The sequence below is a fragment of the uncultured Kordia sp. genome, assembly GCF_947489565.1.
Classification (GTDB): Bacteria; Bacteroidota; Bacteroidia; order Flavobacteriales; family Flavobacteriaceae; genus Kordia.
Window position 1 is genome coordinate 26,061 of record NZ_CANLEA010000032.1, and the last position, 15,253, is coordinate 41,313.

Here is a 15,253-nt window from a genome sequence, read left to right on the forward strand (position 1 = left end):
GCATAAAAAAATGCCTCGTAAAAGAGGCATTTTTTATTTTTATGTATAACTTTTTATGCATCAATATTTGCATACACAGCATTCTTTTCTATAAATTCTCTACGTGGTGGCACTTCATCTCCCATTAACATTGAGAATACTCTATCTGCTTCTCCTCCATTATCGATCATTACTTGACGTAAGGTTCTAAACTCAGGATTCATTGTAGTATCCCACAATTGTTCTGCGTTCATCTCTCCAAGACCTTTGTATCGTTGGATTCCTGCTCCGCCTCCAAATTCGTCAACAATTGCATCACGTTCATCATCATTCCAAGCATATCTACGTTTTGCACCTTTTTTCACTAAGTATAATGGTGGCGCAGCGATATAAATATGTCCGTTTTCAATCAATTCTTTCATGTAACGGAAGAAGAATGTTAAGATTAAGGTTGCAATATGCGATCCATCGACATCGGCATCACACATAATTACAATTTTATGATATCTTAGTTTTGAAAGGTTCAATGCTTTGCTATCTTCTTCAGTTCCAATAGTAACACCTAAAGCCGTGAAAATATTTTTGATTTCCTCATTTTCAAATACTTTGTGCTGCATTGCTTTTTCAACGTTCAAGATTTTACCACGTAATGGTAAGATGGCTTGAAACATACGGTCACGACCTTGCTTTGCCGTTCCACCTGCCGAATCTCCCTCGACCAAGAATACTTCACATTTTGCAGGATCTTGCTCAGAACAGTCACTCAGTTTCCCTGGCAAACCTCCAATACTCATCACTGTTTTACGCTGAACCATTTCACGTGCTTTTTGTGCAGCGTGACGTGCTTGTGCAGCCAATACTACTTTTTGCACAATGGTTTTAGCATCTTCCGGATGTTCCTCTAAATAATCAGTCAACATTTCAGATACTGCCTGACTTACAGACGCAGATACTTCACGGTTTCCTAATTTTGTTTTGGTTTGTCCTTCAAATTGTGGTTCTGCAACTTTTACAGAAATAATAGCGGTTAGTCCTTCACGAAAATCATCACCCGAAACGTCAAATTTTAATTTATCTAACATTCCAGATCCTTCCGCATACTTTTTAAGTGTATGTGTTAAACCTCTTCTAAATCCTGATAAGTGTGTTCCTCCTTCGTGTGTATTAATGTTATTTACATACGAATGTAAGTTTTCAGAATATGAAGTGTTGTAGGTCATTGCTACTTCTACAGGAATTCCGTTTTTCTCACCTTCAAAGGCAACCACATCGGCAATAATTTGCTCACGGTTTCCATCTAAGTATTTGATAAATTCTTTCAGTCCTTCATCAGAATGAAATACTTCACCCACATACTCTCCTTTTTCATCTTTGTTACGCTTATCAGTAAGTGTAATTGTGATTCCTTTGTTAAGGTATGACAACTCACGCATACGATTGGCAAGCGTTTCATAATTATACTCTAAAGTTTGTGTAAAAATAGTAGCATCTGGTCTAAACGTTACTGCCGTTCCTCTTTTGTCAGAATCACCAATTGCTTTTACAGGATATAATGGTTTTCCACGTTCATATTCTTGTTCCCAAATTTTTCCATCTCTGTAAACAGTAGCTCTTAAGTGGTCAGATAATGCGTTCACACAACTTACACCAACTCCGTGTAATCCTCCAGATACTTTATAAGAATCTTTATCAAACTTTCCTCCTGCACCAATTTTCGTCATTACAACTTCTAATGCAGAAACACCTTCTTTTTCATGAATTCCTACTGGAATACCACGACCATTATCTTCTGTCGTAATAGAATTGTCTTCATTAATAACAACAGTAATGGTATCACAATGACCCGCTAATGCTTCATCAATAGAGTTATCAACTACTTCATATACCAAGTGGTGTAAACCTCTAATTCCAACATCTCCAATATACATGGACGGACGCATACGTACGTGCTCCATTCCCTCTAATGCCTGTATACTGGATGCAGAATATTGATTTTTATTTTCTTCGCTCATAAATGTTCTCCTTAATTTATATTTTTAAAACAGCGTAATGTGTTTTGATTTTTTAGTTGTAAAAAAACAAATATAAGATTTCAAAAATTCATTTTGATATACTTTTAAGCAGCTTTTCAAATAGTTATTAACATTTATCCTTTTTATCTAAAATTGCTTAGAGCGGCTTTAAATAGCCTTAAAAACATTTTTAAAGTATTTTTTTCCAGAAGTCTGATTCAAAATTTACAGAAGCGCTTAGAAGCCGTGTAAATACTTTTTATTTTTAGTGTAAAATACCACAAAACAGCTTTTTTGCGCCTAAAACAACCTTTTAGTAACATTGTTTTATTAGTTTTACATCACTAATAACTTTTTACTAAATATTTATCAATGAAAAAAAAATTACTCTTACTTGCTTCACTTTTTAGTATTGCAGGATTTTCTCAAACTATTTCAACCTACGAAAGTGATTCTGGGACGGACTTTTCTATCCTAGCAGCGTCTAGTGCTTTAGACCAATCGCCAACAGGAGCGAATGTTTTTTGGACATTTAACGGACTTACTCCAGGAGGAACAAATATAGATACGTATGCTGCACCAGATGCAACGCAGTTAACAACATACCCTGGAACTACAAACGTACAAACAATTACTACGCAAGGAACGCCTCCAGTGGCGAGCAATTTCTTTTTAAGAACTGATGGTACAGGAACTTATATTACAGGAGGTACGCAAGGAGATATTACATTAAATTATAGCACGACAAATGCTTTTATAGGTTTATTTCCTTTGAGTTTTGGAGCTAATAATTCGGGAACAGCCGCAGGAACATTTTCATTCATGGGTACAAGCGGAACATTTACAGGGACATTTACTGCCACTGTAGATGCTCATGGTACACTGACAATGACAGACGCCGTTGCTAATGATTATGTAGCGCCTGTTACACGTTTACGTGTTGATCAGAATTTGAGTTTTAGTATTCCTCCTATTTTTAATAATATTGGAACACTGACACAAACTACGTACTATTATTATGATAATAATGCAGATAATATTGCTTTTAGATATACAGATGCACATCTTGTTTCTGCCTTTTTAGGCATTGACCAAATGACAGAAACATACGAACGTAATACAACATTAACACTTTCTAGAAATACTGTTGATGCTTCTCAATTTCAGTTATATCCAAATCCTGCCAAAGATTTTATAACGATTGAGTCAAAAAATGGACAAGCCATTCAAACGGTTTCTATTGTAGATGTTCAAGGAAGAAATGTATTTACAGCTAATGAAGCTGTTTCAAGAATTCCAGTTACTAACTTGCAACAAGGAATGTATTTTGTAACACTTGAAACAGAAACTGGTGCCATCACCACAAAGAAGTTTATCAAGCAGTAAATATTTTTATAGTATACATCAAACGCTCAGAGTTTTTAATGAAATTCTGGGCGTTTTTTGTTTTTATGAATTGCAGAATCACAATGAATACACAATAGAACAACCATAACTTTAAACTTTTATTAACTCTAAAGGTCTAAGGTTTACACTACTTTTAAGTTTCACATATTTTTCAAGCAATGAAAAACTAGTATTATATATATTTATAGCTATCGGATTTCAACAAGTCAATGCCAAATGTGGCGTAGATTTTATGAAGTTTTATCCTATGGAAAAGATGATTTCTCAAAACGCAATGTTTGTGATTGAAGCTTCTGGCACGCGAACTATGGAAACGATTTCTTCTTTTAAGAATAGAATCGTGTACTTGCAAAGCGAATCTGGAGATATTGTAACATTAGCGCTGCAAGAAGTGTTGTACAGCAAGAAAAATCTAGCGCAAGCTATTTTTAAACCAACGCGTCCATTACAGCCAAAGACAACGTATTTTTTAAAATATGAGAATCAGACTGAACAGGAAACTATAGATATTAAAAAACGGCATCAAACAAGTCACAAACGTAAAAAGCTTTATTGGATTACTAACGCTACTGCTGATGTTATTGAATCATCTTCAAATCTTAAAATTACATATACAAAATCTAGAGTTACTGAGTTTGGTTGCGGACCTTTAGCTTTTGCTATTTTGGAAGAATGTGAAAAATTAGATCCGAAAAATTTCCTGTATCCTTACGAGAAAGCTTTTGCTTACGTTAAAAAGAAAGAATACGACAAAGCTATTAAAATCTTAAAAAAGACTTTAAAATACGAGAACATCAACAGTCAAGTATATCAAATGTTGGGCAACGCATATAGTTATTCTGGAAAAGAGAAAAAAGCGATTAAAACCTATGAAAAAGGCATGGAAAAGTTTCCAAATGCTGGAAATTTGCATTTAGAGAAAGGCAATGTTTTTTGGTTTAAAGAAGATTATAATGAAGCTGCTATAAATTATAGAAAAGGTATTGAAGCCGATCCAATGTTTCCTTCTAATTATTACCGATTGGCGTTATTATATTTGAGTTCTAGCGATAAATTGTCTGGATTGATTTATGCAGAGATTTTTATGAATTTAGAACGTACTACGCAGCGCACAAAGGAAATGAGTAAGCTGATTTACGATACTTATAAAGGCGCTATTACACTTGGAGAAGAAGAATCATCAATAGACTTTTGTGAAATTGTTATGGATGTAAAAGACTTGGAGAATGGTGAATTGACCTTGCCACTTTGCGCCATTTACGGAAAACATTTTATATTGGGAATGCTAGGAATGAAAGAAGTAAACTCGGAAACTATTGCAAAAATGCGCGCTAGTTTTATTGAACATTTTTTTGAAGAAGATTATAAAAAATATTCGAATGTCTTATTCGATTACCATAAGAAACTAGCAGATGCTGGTATGCTTGAAGCCTACACCTATTATATTCTACAAATTGGTGATGCTCACGGATATGAAGAATGGTCTACTTCCCATGAAAAAGAACTGAATGCCTTTTTTGATTGGTATGTAACTAAAGATAATTATATGGAAGTGACAAAGAAGAATATGTTCATTAACTAAAGCGTTACGACTTATATCACTTTCAATTATTGGAAATCTATTTTGTAAAAGGTAAAAATCATCAAATTTAATCTTAAAAACTTGAATTAGTTAGGAGTCCATATTTATATTTGCATTTTATTACTTAGCTACTCAAAAAAATAGTATATGAGACTCGATGATTTAATACTGAAATCTACGGAAACTTCCATTTCTTTGGATGAAATACACTTAAGTACTCATAATAAAGAGCAAGTGCAACAAATGCTTGATGAGTTCAATCATTTTGAAGCTTTAATGCAATATGATTTACCTATAGCAAATAAAGTGTTATTACACGGTCATACTGGTTGTGGAAAAACAGCAACAGCCAAAGCCATTGCACAGGAGCTACACAAAGAAATTATTATTTTAAATTTAGGAAGTTTTGTTTCATCAAAATTAGGAGAAACCGCAAGAAATATTACGAATATATTTAAAAAAGTAGCGCGTCAAAAAGCGGTGTTATTTCTTGATGAATTCGATTATATAGGCAAGGTTAGAGATTACGACAGTAAGGATTCTGGAGAAATGAAACGTATTGTAAATACCATCATTCAACTGATTGATTATATACCCAACGACACTTTATTAATTGCCGCCACAAATTATGTAGAAATTATAGATACTGCTTTGTTACGACGTTTTCAAGTAAGACTTCAATACAATTTACCCACAAAAGAAGCTTTAGACCGTTATTATGATGATATCCTAAAAAAGTACCCTAAACAGTATCAAAAGTTGACAAGAGTGTATGATATTTCATATGCAGAAGCGAAAGATATTGTAACTCATTCCATCAAAAAACAGATTATTACTGCTGAAAAGAATAAAGCATCTGAAAAGAAACATTATTTATTTTCATACGGAACATTGCAACTCGAAAAAGTACAACAAGAAACCTATAACCGTATTTTATCTGGCAGTAAAGATTCGTTGACCAATTATAAATTAGAATCTTTAGAAATTACAAATACTGAAGTGCTTGCTAAAAGTGAACAAAAGTTTCATCCAATTGCGGTGAAGACTTTAAATTCTGAGGATCATATTGAAGGTGTTATTTTTGAAATAACAGAACAAGAATTATTAGACACCGATACATACGAAGTTGAGGAATACAAACGCGTTTTAGAAACGTTCAATTCTGGGAAAGAAGCCTGGGTTTATGTTGCAAAGAATACTTAAACATTTTCTTTTTTTACATCAGAAAAGCTCCCGAACCATTTCCGTTGGCATATACAATTTTGCCATGATTGAAAGTGACTCCAGTGGCAATATCGTTTTGAAGTAACATGGCGCCGTCGGCATCGATATAATCTAGTAAAGGCGCTAATTGTGTGAGATTTGAAATTCCAATAGTAGATTCCGTCATGCAACCAGCCATGATTTGAAGTCCTTTTGCTTTCGCGATTTGTATCATTTGCAACGCTGGCGTAATGCCACCACATTTCATAAGTTTGATATTGATTCCGTGAAAAACTTCTGCACATTTAGAAACGTCTGCTAGTTTTTGACAACTTTCGTCTGCGATGATCGGTAATACACTTTCTTTTTTCAGTAGTTTCATCCCTTTCCAATTGTCGGCTTGCAAAGGTTGTTCTATGAATTCGACATTGAGTTCTCTAAGAATTGCTGCATTTTTGAGTGTTTCTTCCACCGTCCAAGCACAATTGGCATCAACTCTGAAAACAGAATCAGTCACTTCACGGAGTTTTTGTATGATTTCTACATCGTTTTTAGTGCCAAGTTTTACTTTATAGATCGGCCAAGGCGTTTCCTGAATCTTTGATTGCATCACTTGAATTGCATCAATTCCGATGGTGAAGTTTGTTTTTGGCAAATTCACATCGTGTTCACTCCAGAAGCGTCGCAATGGTTTTTGTTGTTGTTTTGCATACAAATCCCAATACGCAGTATCAATCGCGCACAACGCAAAATAGTTATCACGCAACTTGGGTTCTAATTGTTCCCAAAGCTTTGTTGGATGTATATTTTCGGGAATATTTTTAAGAATAGTTTTGACACTTTCGATAGCATTTTTCAAGCTTTCTACCGAACTGTTATAATACGGATTTACGGTTGCTTCTCCATAACCTGTGAATTGTCCATCAGAAATCTCAACTACAATCGTTTTTTGCACGGTAACTGTGTATCGAGAAATTGTAAACGGATGTTGAAGTGGAAGTTCAAAGTTATGTACCGTAATATTGAATTGCATGTTTTAAAGATACGCTTATGATTCTCTAAAATACAAAAACGCCATACAAATATATGCATGGCGTCTTTAGAAACTATAATTGAGAAAAATGTGTGTAATTGTTTATTTGTCATTCCTGTGTAGACAGGAATCCATTTGCTTTTCATAGTACTTCTCGATACAATTCGCTTGGGCGAATCACTCGAAATGACGTTTTAGGATTAATACGCTTCTTCATGCACATTTGCGACTGCTCTACCCGATGGATCGTTCATGTTTTTGAAAGATTCATCCCATTCTAAAGCAGTTACCGAGCTACACGCTACAGATGGTACTGATGGAACTGTTAATGAAGCTGTTTCCGATGGAAAATGCTCTTCGAAAATACTACGATAGTAATATTCTTCTTTAGCTCTTGGTGTTTGTACTGGGAAACGGAATTTTGCGTTTGCCAATTGTTCGTCAGATACTTCGCTTTCTACCAATTCTTTTAAAGTATCAATCCAGCTGTATCCAACGCCATCACTAAATTGTTCTTTTTGTCTCCAAGCTACGCTTTCTGGTAAGTACGATTCAAATGCTTTACGCAATACCCACTTTTCCATACGTTCACCGTTGATCATTTTATCTTTTGGATTGATGCGCATAGCAACATCCATAAATTCTTTATCTAAGAAAGGCACACGACCTTCTATTCCCCAAGCTGCTAACGATTTGTTGGCACGTAAACAATCGTATTGGTATAATTTATCGAGTTTACGCACGGTTTCTTTGTGCAATTCTTCTGCGCTCGGTGCTTTGTGGAAATATAAATATCCTCCGAAGATTTCATCAGCTCCTTCACCCGATAATACCATTTTAATTCCCATAGATTTGATGACTCTTGCCAATAAATACATTGGTGTAGAAGCACGAACTGTGGTGATATCATAAGTTTCTAAGTGATAAATTACATCTTTGATCGCATCCAAACCTTCTTGAATGGTAAATTTAACTTCGTGATGCACCGTTCCAATATGATCTGCTACTTTTTGTGCTGCAGCCAAATCTGGAGAACCTTCCAATCCAATTGAGAACGAGTGTAGTTGTGGCCACCAAGCTTCTGTTGTATCATCAGATTCGATACGCATTTGCGCATATTTTTTTGCAACAGCAGAAGTGATTGAAGAATCCAATCCGCCAGAAAGCAATACTCCGTACGGTACATCAGACATTAATTGCCTGTGAATAGATGCTTCTAAAGCTTCACGCAATTCATCAATACTAGTTTGATTGTCTTTTACCGCTTCATAGTCCATCCAATCGCGCTTGTACCATTGTTTTAACTCGCCTTCTTTGCTATCTAAATAGTATCCCGGGGGAAATACTTCTATTTTACTACAAACGCCTTCTAATGCTTTTAATTCAGAGGCTACATAGAAGGTTCCGTGTTTGTCCCATCCAATATATAAAGGAATAATTCCCATATGATCTCTTGCTACTAAATAGGCGTCTTGCGTTTCATCATACAAAGCAAAACCGAAGATTCCGTTCAATTCATCTAAAAACGTACTTCCTTTTTCTTTGTATAAAGCTAGAATTACTTCACAATCCGATTGTGTTTGAAAGTTATACGAACCTTCAAATTGTTTGCGTAATTCTCTGTGATTATATATTTCTCCGTTCGCAGCCAAGATGAGTTGTTTATCTTCACTAAATAAAGGCTGTTTTCCTGAAGCTGGATCTACAATTGCCAAACGCTCGTGCGTAAGGATTGCTTTTTCAGAACTATAAATTCCGCTCCAGTCTGGTCCGCGATGACGGATTTTTTTAGACATTTCTAATAGTTGAGGTCTTAATTCCTCTGATTTTTCTTTAAGCTCGAAAGCACATACAATTCCACACATAATTTCTTTTCTTTACAATTACATTACAAATATTGACGTAAACTTTCAATTTAAAAACATTAAACATGTTTATACTTACATATTGAAACCGTAAATACAATATTTGTTATTTATTAAAACTTTTTAGCTTCAAAAATCCTTATAAACTTTTGTTTTGTAAAATTGGCAGAAATTCCATTAGAAAAGAGCATACTTTTTGTGGTTGTATTTAATATTGGAAAAATATGTACTAAATGTCAAATCGAGCGCAGTCGAGATTCAATTGAAATTTTAGTTTTTCTAGTGTTCTCGACTGCGCTCGAACTGACAAGCATTTATTTTTCTGAAGATTACCTAGTAGTATAACGATTTTTCATGTCAAACTCACGTTATATTAAATATTGTAAAGATGATCCAAGATTTATGTTTAAAAAGAGAAGAAATATGGACTCACCTTACTTATTTACATGTAAATCATTTGTATTCTATACAATTTTAACATATTGATTGAAAGTTTAACATAATGCTAAGAAGAAGTTTTAGTAATTTTATATCGAAAAAATTGCACCATGGTAAAGCGCTTTATAGCTTCAGGATTGCTTATTGTTACATTATTATTCAGTATGGATGTTGCTGCACAAAAATTCAGTGATATTGATAAGAGTCCTCATGATATAAGTTATTATAAAGCTAAACGAAATGCACCGCCCGTTGTAAAGGTTGTGTATGGAAGGCCACAAAAGAAAGGACGCCGTATTTTTGGAAGTTTGGTTTCTTATGGCAAGGTTTGGCGTACAGGCGCGAATGAAGCTACGGAAATCACTTTTTTTCAAGATGTAAAATTAGGAGACCAAGAAATTAAAGCAGGAACGTATACTTTATTTACGATTCCGAATAAAAAAACTTGGACGATTATTATAAACTCAGATACAGACGTTTGGGGATCATATTATTATGATCAAGAGAAAGACATTGCTCGCTTGGACGTTCCTGTGAAAAAAACGGATGTGATAGAGTATTTTTCTATTGCATTCACAAAGGAAACTGATGGTACTCGTATGATACTTGCATGGGACAATATAAGTGTCGCGGTACCGTTTAGTTTTTAATTATTCTTTATTTATTGTTATTATTGGTTATTTGAAAACTCAGAAATCGTAGGATTTCTGAGTTTTTGTTTTTTAAAGGATTTTGCAGACAGACTTTATGATTCTAAGATAGCTCTGATTTCATTTATAAATTTGAACGATTCAGTTTCTATCTGCGCTATAAGCCCAGTTATATCCTCAAAATTAGGATGTTTTACGAGTGTATGATCAATGATTGACAAACTCTCTTCGATAGCTGTTACGATAGTATATGTATTCCAATTGCTCTCCTTGAAAAGTGTCCAATATTTTTTTCGGATGTCTTTATTTTGTCCGGACAGACATAGTTTAAAACACATATTTGTATGATCAAGAATGATCACAAACTTCAATTGTAGCTTTTTTAATTCTTCAGTAGTAAGCGAAAAATAAGAATAGTCTTTGTTTCCTTGATATATATTTCCAAATTTAAATTCGGCATTATATTCTTTTGCGAAAAATGACTTGATTTTTTTCATGAAGCCTATCAATTCATGATACTCATATGTTACTGGAATTTGCTTCGTTTTTGTTTTGTCATACTCTTCTATGGGAATATAAATTTCTAGTATATGCTTTTGTTGCGGATGTGTTTTGTAATCATTTAAATATACTTCAAAGTACGTTCCGTCTCTAAACGTATAGTTATTTTCAATAACCCAGACTGACATGCTCTTCCACGCTTTTGGAAAATCACTTGCATCAATCACAAAATTCCCTACTGCATAATTTCCTTTTTGGATTGTGACAGGCCTAATATCTCCATCAGTTTTTAGTTCCTTGTTTACGGTTATACATGCGCTATATCTAACTTTTGAAAGTTCCGTTACATTAGGATTGTCATGATATATTGTAAGTGCTTTAAAATCTTGTGCAGGTACGACCTCTTTTGCATGTCCCCATTCCATCAATCTTTGGTACATATTAGGAATTTGATCAAAGTTTCCAATATTCATGATGCTGGCAAGTTGTATTTTTTCGAGTTTCTTTAAGGTTATTTGTGCATTCATTTCAATCCATTTTTTAAGGTTATCAATGCTACAAATGTATTTTTCAGTTGAAAAAACTTCTATACCAATCTTGCTAAGTATTTCTTTTCCTTCAGTTTTAAATTGAGTAGGGCTTATTCCATAATATTTTTTAAACGCTCTTGAGAATGAACTATCACTATTAAAACCATATTTATAGGCAAGTTCTTTTATTCCTCTATCAGTATGTACCAACAAGATTGAAGCAATACGCTCAATACGTTTTCTGTTGATGTATTGATTTAGATTTTCTCCAACAATTGTTGAAAAAACTCTGTGAAAATGATAGGATGAGTAATGAGCTTTTGACGCCAGCAAGTCAAGCGATAAATTAGCTTCAAGATTATTTTCTATGAAATCCAGTACATCATTTATTCGCTTGGTGTATTCTTGCCTAATTTCCATGTATCGGAATTTGTATTTTCTCTGAACTTACTTCACTTTTTTTCCTGCGATGTATGTTTCTGAAACGTTCGTATTTAGGATTTCATTTTCAGGAATTTCCATGATGTTTTTATCCAATACGATGAAGTCTGCAAATTTCCCAACTTCAATACTTCCTTTTTCGTTTTCTTCAAAATTGCTAAACGCTGCCCAGATGGTCATTCCTTTGAGTGTTTCTTTACGCGATAATGCATTTTCTTTTTGATAACCACCTTCCGGGTAATGCTTAGAATCTTTTCGAGCAACTGCCGCATAGAATGTTTTGAACGGACTTACATGTTCTACCGGAAAATCAGTTCCCAATGCTAGTTTCCCTGATAAGTTTAACAATCTTTTGTAAGCATATGCTCCTTTCTCGCGATGTGCACCCAAACGTTCACCAACCCAATACATATCACTTGTAGCATGTGTTGGTTGTACCGACGGAATTATGTTTTCGTTTTTAAATACATCAAAATCTGGTTCGTCTATAACTTGCGCATGTTCTATTTTCCAACGACGATCTGTTTGTCCTTCCAATACTTTTGCATAGGTTTTTAATACTTGATAATTTGCAGAATCGCCAATAGCATGTGTGTTCATTTGGTATTTTGTTTTAGCAATACGCGCTGCTAATTTTGATAATTCATCGGGACTGATCACCATAGCACCAAAATGATTTTCTTTATCAGAATATGATTCTTTTAAAACGGCTCCTCGCGAACCTAAAGCACCATCGCCATATACTTTGAATGAACGCACATTTAAATAATCTGTTTTGTATGGTTCTTTATCAATATAATGTGCTACATTTTCTGGCGTGTTGCTAATCATTGCATACATGCGAATTTTGAGTGTTTCAGCTTTTTGCAAACTGTCGATTAAATGAATGACATCTTTGCTTAAACCTGCATCATTTACGGTTGTTAATCCGTACGACAAACATTCTTTTTGCGCTTCTTGTAACGCTTGAATTTGTTGTGCTCTGTTGGGTTGCGGAATTATCTTGTCAATTAAATCCATTGGATTGTCTATCAAAATTCCTGTGAGTTTTCCGTCTTTGAGCTGTATTTTTCCACCTTCTACTTTCGTTTCTGGTGTAATTCCTGCCAAATCCAACGCTTTCTGATTTACCAAGTATGCATGTCCGTCTACACGAGTTAGCGCAATTGGCGTATCTGGAAACAGCTTATCAAGACGTTCTTTCGTTGGAAATTCTTTTACTTCCCAATCGTTTTGGTCCCAGCCACGACCTATAATGAAAGGCATGTTTCTTTCTTTTTGAAAGTCATAGATTCGCTTTATGACTTCTTCATAGCTTTCCGTTCCAAATAAATTTACACTTTGTTTATATAAGCCCAATCCATAAAAATGGCAATGCGCATCTATAAAACCTGGAAATACTGTTTTTCCGTTGATGTCAATCTTTTTTTCTGCTTCATATTTTGCTAAGATGTCACTTGTATTTCCAACAGCTACGAATTTCCCTTCTTTGATGGCGAAGGCTTCTGCATTGGAAAAGTTAGTGTCTACGGTATAGACTTTTGCATTGAAAATAATGGTATCAACCGTTTCTTTTTGAGAACAAGAGAAACAGATGGTGATAAGCGATAGTAGGAATAATTTTTTGGTCATTTGATTTGTTATTTTTTGGTGGTTTTTTCATGGTACTGCTCCATACACTTCGATTGCCCTCAGTGTAAACAACAGCTTTTAGGAATTAAAAATACAACTTTTTAAATGGTTTGTATTCATGAAAAATTCATCTGGAGAAAATTCACAAAAAAAGCGTTCCATGTGATAGAACGCTCTTGCTTTGTTTTGTATGTTTTTTTTGATTTAGAAATCAAATTTATACGTTGCTCCTGCCATAATTTGAAATTGTTGCACCGGGAAATTTACCCAACGTTGGTAATCTTGATTTGCAATATTGTTTGCTTTTACAAACGCAGATAAACGATCATTGAAACGATATCCTAAGTGTGCATTTACATCAATAAAACTATCTAAAGTTACTATTTGTGTTGGTGCAATAGTCGTTCCTGGCGCAAACGTTACTTCGTCTGTACGTTCTCCAATAAAGAAGATATTAGCGCCTGCAAACCAATTTTCTGTAATTTGATAGTCTGCAAAAATTGAAGCTTCTAATTCCGGCAAGTTCCATGCTTCTTGCTGACGGTCTGTACTGTAGTTGAAGTATTCTGCTTTGGCTCCAAATTTAAAGTTACTTGTAATGTCTACATTAATTTCTCCAAATACTGAAAGCGTCGTTACATCGTCGTATACTGCACTGAAAGAGTTTCCATACGTATATCCGTTATCTGGCGCTGGATTGAAGGTATTTACTTTGAATAAAGCTTTGTTGTTTTCTGAAACATAGGAAGCTCTAGCGTTGTAACTTACACTTCCTGTTAGTTTTCCTTTGATTCCTAAATATCCATTGTATTGCTGATCAGTTGGAGCAATTGCTTGCGTTGGCGACATGAAAAAGTTCGTTTGTACAAAATCGTAGTACGAGTTTTGTTTTAAGTCACCTTCTAATCCCGCGTAAGCGATTACATTATCACCGCTTAAACGGTATTGCGCCGTAACTCTTGGATAAATAAAGAAATCATTTTCACTATTTTCTGTGTCCAATCCAACATAAATTCCTGCGCCTAAATTTACCGTTAAATCATCTCGTAAAATGACTAAACTTGGAGAGATTCCCGCTTTTAAAATGCTATAATCTAAACTTCCTGTACCTGCAAAACTGTTTTCAAACGTTCCGCCAACATAATCTATATCAACTAAAGCATTGATTAACTCTCCTGCAATTTCTACTTCAAATTCTGGTTGTACAATCAATCTGTTTTCTCCTGAACTTGAAGCATCAAACATTCTTCTGTACATGAGTTTTCCTCCGTTGAAGAATGAATTTTCCATATCAACATCAGCTCCTAAATATAAATTATGATAGGTTTGTTGTTCGTCAATTCCTGCTATTTGAGTTGGCGTTATTGCAATATCAGGCAAACCATACCAATTATAGACTTGATGTTGATATCCTGCTTTGGCTTTCCACGATAAGTCTCTACTGCGATTGATATAAGCTAAATCTAATTTTGTATCAAAAAAGTTATCATCCAACTCTACTCCATCAATTCCACCTTGCGATGAATGGTGGCGCAATGCAATGTCAAAAGTTTCATCTCTACTAATAGCTCTACTTGTATAAAAATCAAGTGCTGCCGTATTGTAGTTTCCTAAACCAAGAGAAACATACGAATTGTACAGTTTTACTCTTTTGGCTTTCTTTAAACCTGCCGCTCTACCTTTGGCTGGCGTAAACGTTGATGCTACTGGAAATGAAAAGATAGAATATTTGATTTCTTTCTTTGTTCCAGTTTCCTTATCGTTCAACGAAGGTGTTTGCTTTATTTTAAAAGCATCTGACACAGAAGGTGTATAGGGTTTTACCACATTTACGACTTCCGTACCAATATTTTCTTTGTCTTTATCCTTGTCTTTATCTTTATCCTGAGCAGTCGCCAAATTTGCTATAAAAAATATCGCTAGAATACAAGTTGATTTTAATATATGAGTTCGCATGTTGTGCTTGCTTTGTAAGTTTTT

At 34.5% G+C, this 15,253-nt stretch carries 10 protein-coding genes; 4 read left to right on the forward strand and 6 right to left on the reverse strand.

Annotation, left to right across the window (positions count from 1 at the left end):
* Nucleotides 1-53: 53 nt before the first annotated feature.
* Nucleotides 54-1,991, reverse strand: coding sequence for a DNA topoisomerase (ATP-hydrolyzing) subunit B (gene gyrB / locus Q0845_RS26170; protein WP_298520522.1), 1,938 nt, complete (start codon nucleotides 1,989-1,991; stop codon nucleotides 54-56).
* 372 nt (nucleotides 1,992-2,363) lie between these two features.
* Here gyrB and Q0845_RS26175 point away from each other — a divergent pair, with 372 nt between their 5' ends.
* From Q0845_RS26175 to Q0845_RS26185, 3 genes are all read left to right on the forward strand, one after another.
* Complete coding sequence (locus Q0845_RS26175; RefSeq protein WP_298520525.1) at nucleotides 2,364-3,377, forward strand: T9SS type A sorting domain-containing protein; 1,014 nt, start codon at nucleotides 2,364-2,366, stop codon at nucleotides 3,375-3,377.
* A 253-nt stretch (nucleotides 3,378-3,630) separates the two neighbouring features.
* On the forward strand, nucleotides 3,631-4,980 hold the full coding sequence (locus Q0845_RS26180) for a hypothetical protein (RefSeq protein WP_298520527.1): 1,350 nt from the start codon (nucleotides 3,631-3,633) through the stop codon (nucleotides 4,978-4,980).
* Between the two features lie 147 nt (nucleotides 4,981-5,127).
* Complete coding sequence (locus Q0845_RS26185) at nucleotides 5,128-6,183, forward strand: AAA family ATPase (RefSeq protein ID WP_367180692.1); 1,056 nt, start codon at nucleotides 5,128-5,130, stop codon at nucleotides 6,181-6,183.
* 13 nt (nucleotides 6,184-6,196) lie between these two features.
* On the opposite strand, the gene Q0845_RS26195 is transcribed toward Q0845_RS26185, so the two are convergent.
* Nucleotides 6,197-7,216: a dipeptide epimerase gene (locus Q0845_RS26195; RefSeq protein WP_298520531.1), complete on the reverse strand. Its 1,020-nt coding sequence runs from the start codon at nucleotides 7,214-7,216 to the stop codon at nucleotides 6,197-6,199.
* A 200-nt stretch (nucleotides 7,217-7,416) separates the two neighbouring features.
* A complete protein-coding gene (asnB, locus tag Q0845_RS26200; RefSeq protein WP_298520534.1) occupies nucleotides 7,417-9,081 on the reverse strand; it encodes an asparagine synthase B in 1,665 nt (554 codons plus the stop codon).
* A gap of 548 nt (nucleotides 9,082-9,629) precedes the next feature.
* Between asnB and Q0845_RS26205 the strand changes: the two genes are divergently transcribed.
* Nucleotides 9,630-10,169, forward strand: coding sequence for a DUF2911 domain-containing protein (locus Q0845_RS26205; protein ID WP_298520539.1), 540 nt, complete (start codon nucleotides 9,630-9,632; stop codon nucleotides 10,167-10,169).
* Between the two features lie 95 nt (nucleotides 10,170-10,264).
* Here Q0845_RS26205 and Q0845_RS26210 read toward each other — a convergent pair whose 3' ends face one another.
* The 3 genes from Q0845_RS26210 to Q0845_RS26220 all read right to left on the reverse strand — a co-directional run bounded on the left by Q0845_RS26210 (nucleotide 10,265) and on the right by Q0845_RS26220 (nucleotide 15,229).
* Complete coding sequence (locus tag Q0845_RS26210) at nucleotides 10,265-11,620, reverse strand: GyrI-like domain-containing protein (RefSeq protein ID WP_298520543.1); 1,356 nt, start codon at nucleotides 11,618-11,620, stop codon at nucleotides 10,265-10,267.
* Nucleotides 11,621-11,647: 27 nt separating this feature from the next.
* Nucleotides 11,648-13,273, reverse strand: coding sequence for an amidohydrolase (locus tag Q0845_RS26215; protein ID WP_298520545.1), 1,626 nt, complete (start codon nucleotides 13,271-13,273; stop codon nucleotides 11,648-11,650).
* 204 nt (nucleotides 13,274-13,477) lie between these two features.
* Entirely contained in the window at nucleotides 13,478-15,229 is a 1,752-nt protein-coding gene (locus tag Q0845_RS26220) for a TonB-dependent receptor (protein ID WP_298520548.1), read from the reverse strand.
* Nucleotides 15,230-15,253: the final 24 nt, after the last annotated feature.

Coding starts and splice junctions, on each gene's coding strand:
- Q0845_RS26210 (WP_298520543.1), bottom strand. CDS start 11,620: ATGGAAATTAGGCAAGAATACACCAAGCGAATAAATGATGTACTGGAT.
- Q0845_RS26220 (WP_298520548.1), bottom strand. CDS start 15,229: ATGCGAACTCATATATTAAAATCAACTTGTATTCTAGCGATATTTTTT.
- Q0845_RS26215 (WP_298520545.1), bottom strand. CDS start 13,273: ATGACCAAAAAATTATTCCTACTATCGCTTATCACCATCTGTTTCTCT.
- Q0845_RS26175 (WP_298520525.1), top strand. CDS start 2,364: ATGAAAAAAAAATTACTCTTACTTGCTTCACTTTTTAGTATTGCAGGA.
- Q0845_RS26195 (WP_298520531.1), bottom strand. CDS start 7,216: ATGCAATTCAATATTACGGTACATAACTTTGAACTTCCACTTCAACAT.
- Q0845_RS26180 (WP_298520527.1), top strand. CDS start 3,631: ATGAAGTTTTATCCTATGGAAAAGATGATTTCTCAAAACGCAATGTTT.
- gyrB (WP_298520522.1), bottom strand. CDS start 1,991: ATGAGCGAAGAAAATAAAAATCAATATTCTGCATCCAGTATACAGGCA.
- Q0845_RS26205 (WP_298520539.1), top strand. CDS start 9,630: ATGGTAAAGCGCTTTATAGCTTCAGGATTGCTTATTGTTACATTATTA.
- Q0845_RS26185 (WP_367180692.1), top strand. CDS start 5,128: ATGAGACTCGATGATTTAATACTGAAATCTACGGAAACTTCCATTTCT.
- asnB (WP_298520534.1), bottom strand. CDS start 9,081: ATGTGTGGAATTGTATGTGCTTTCGAGCTTAAAGAAAAATCAGAGGAA.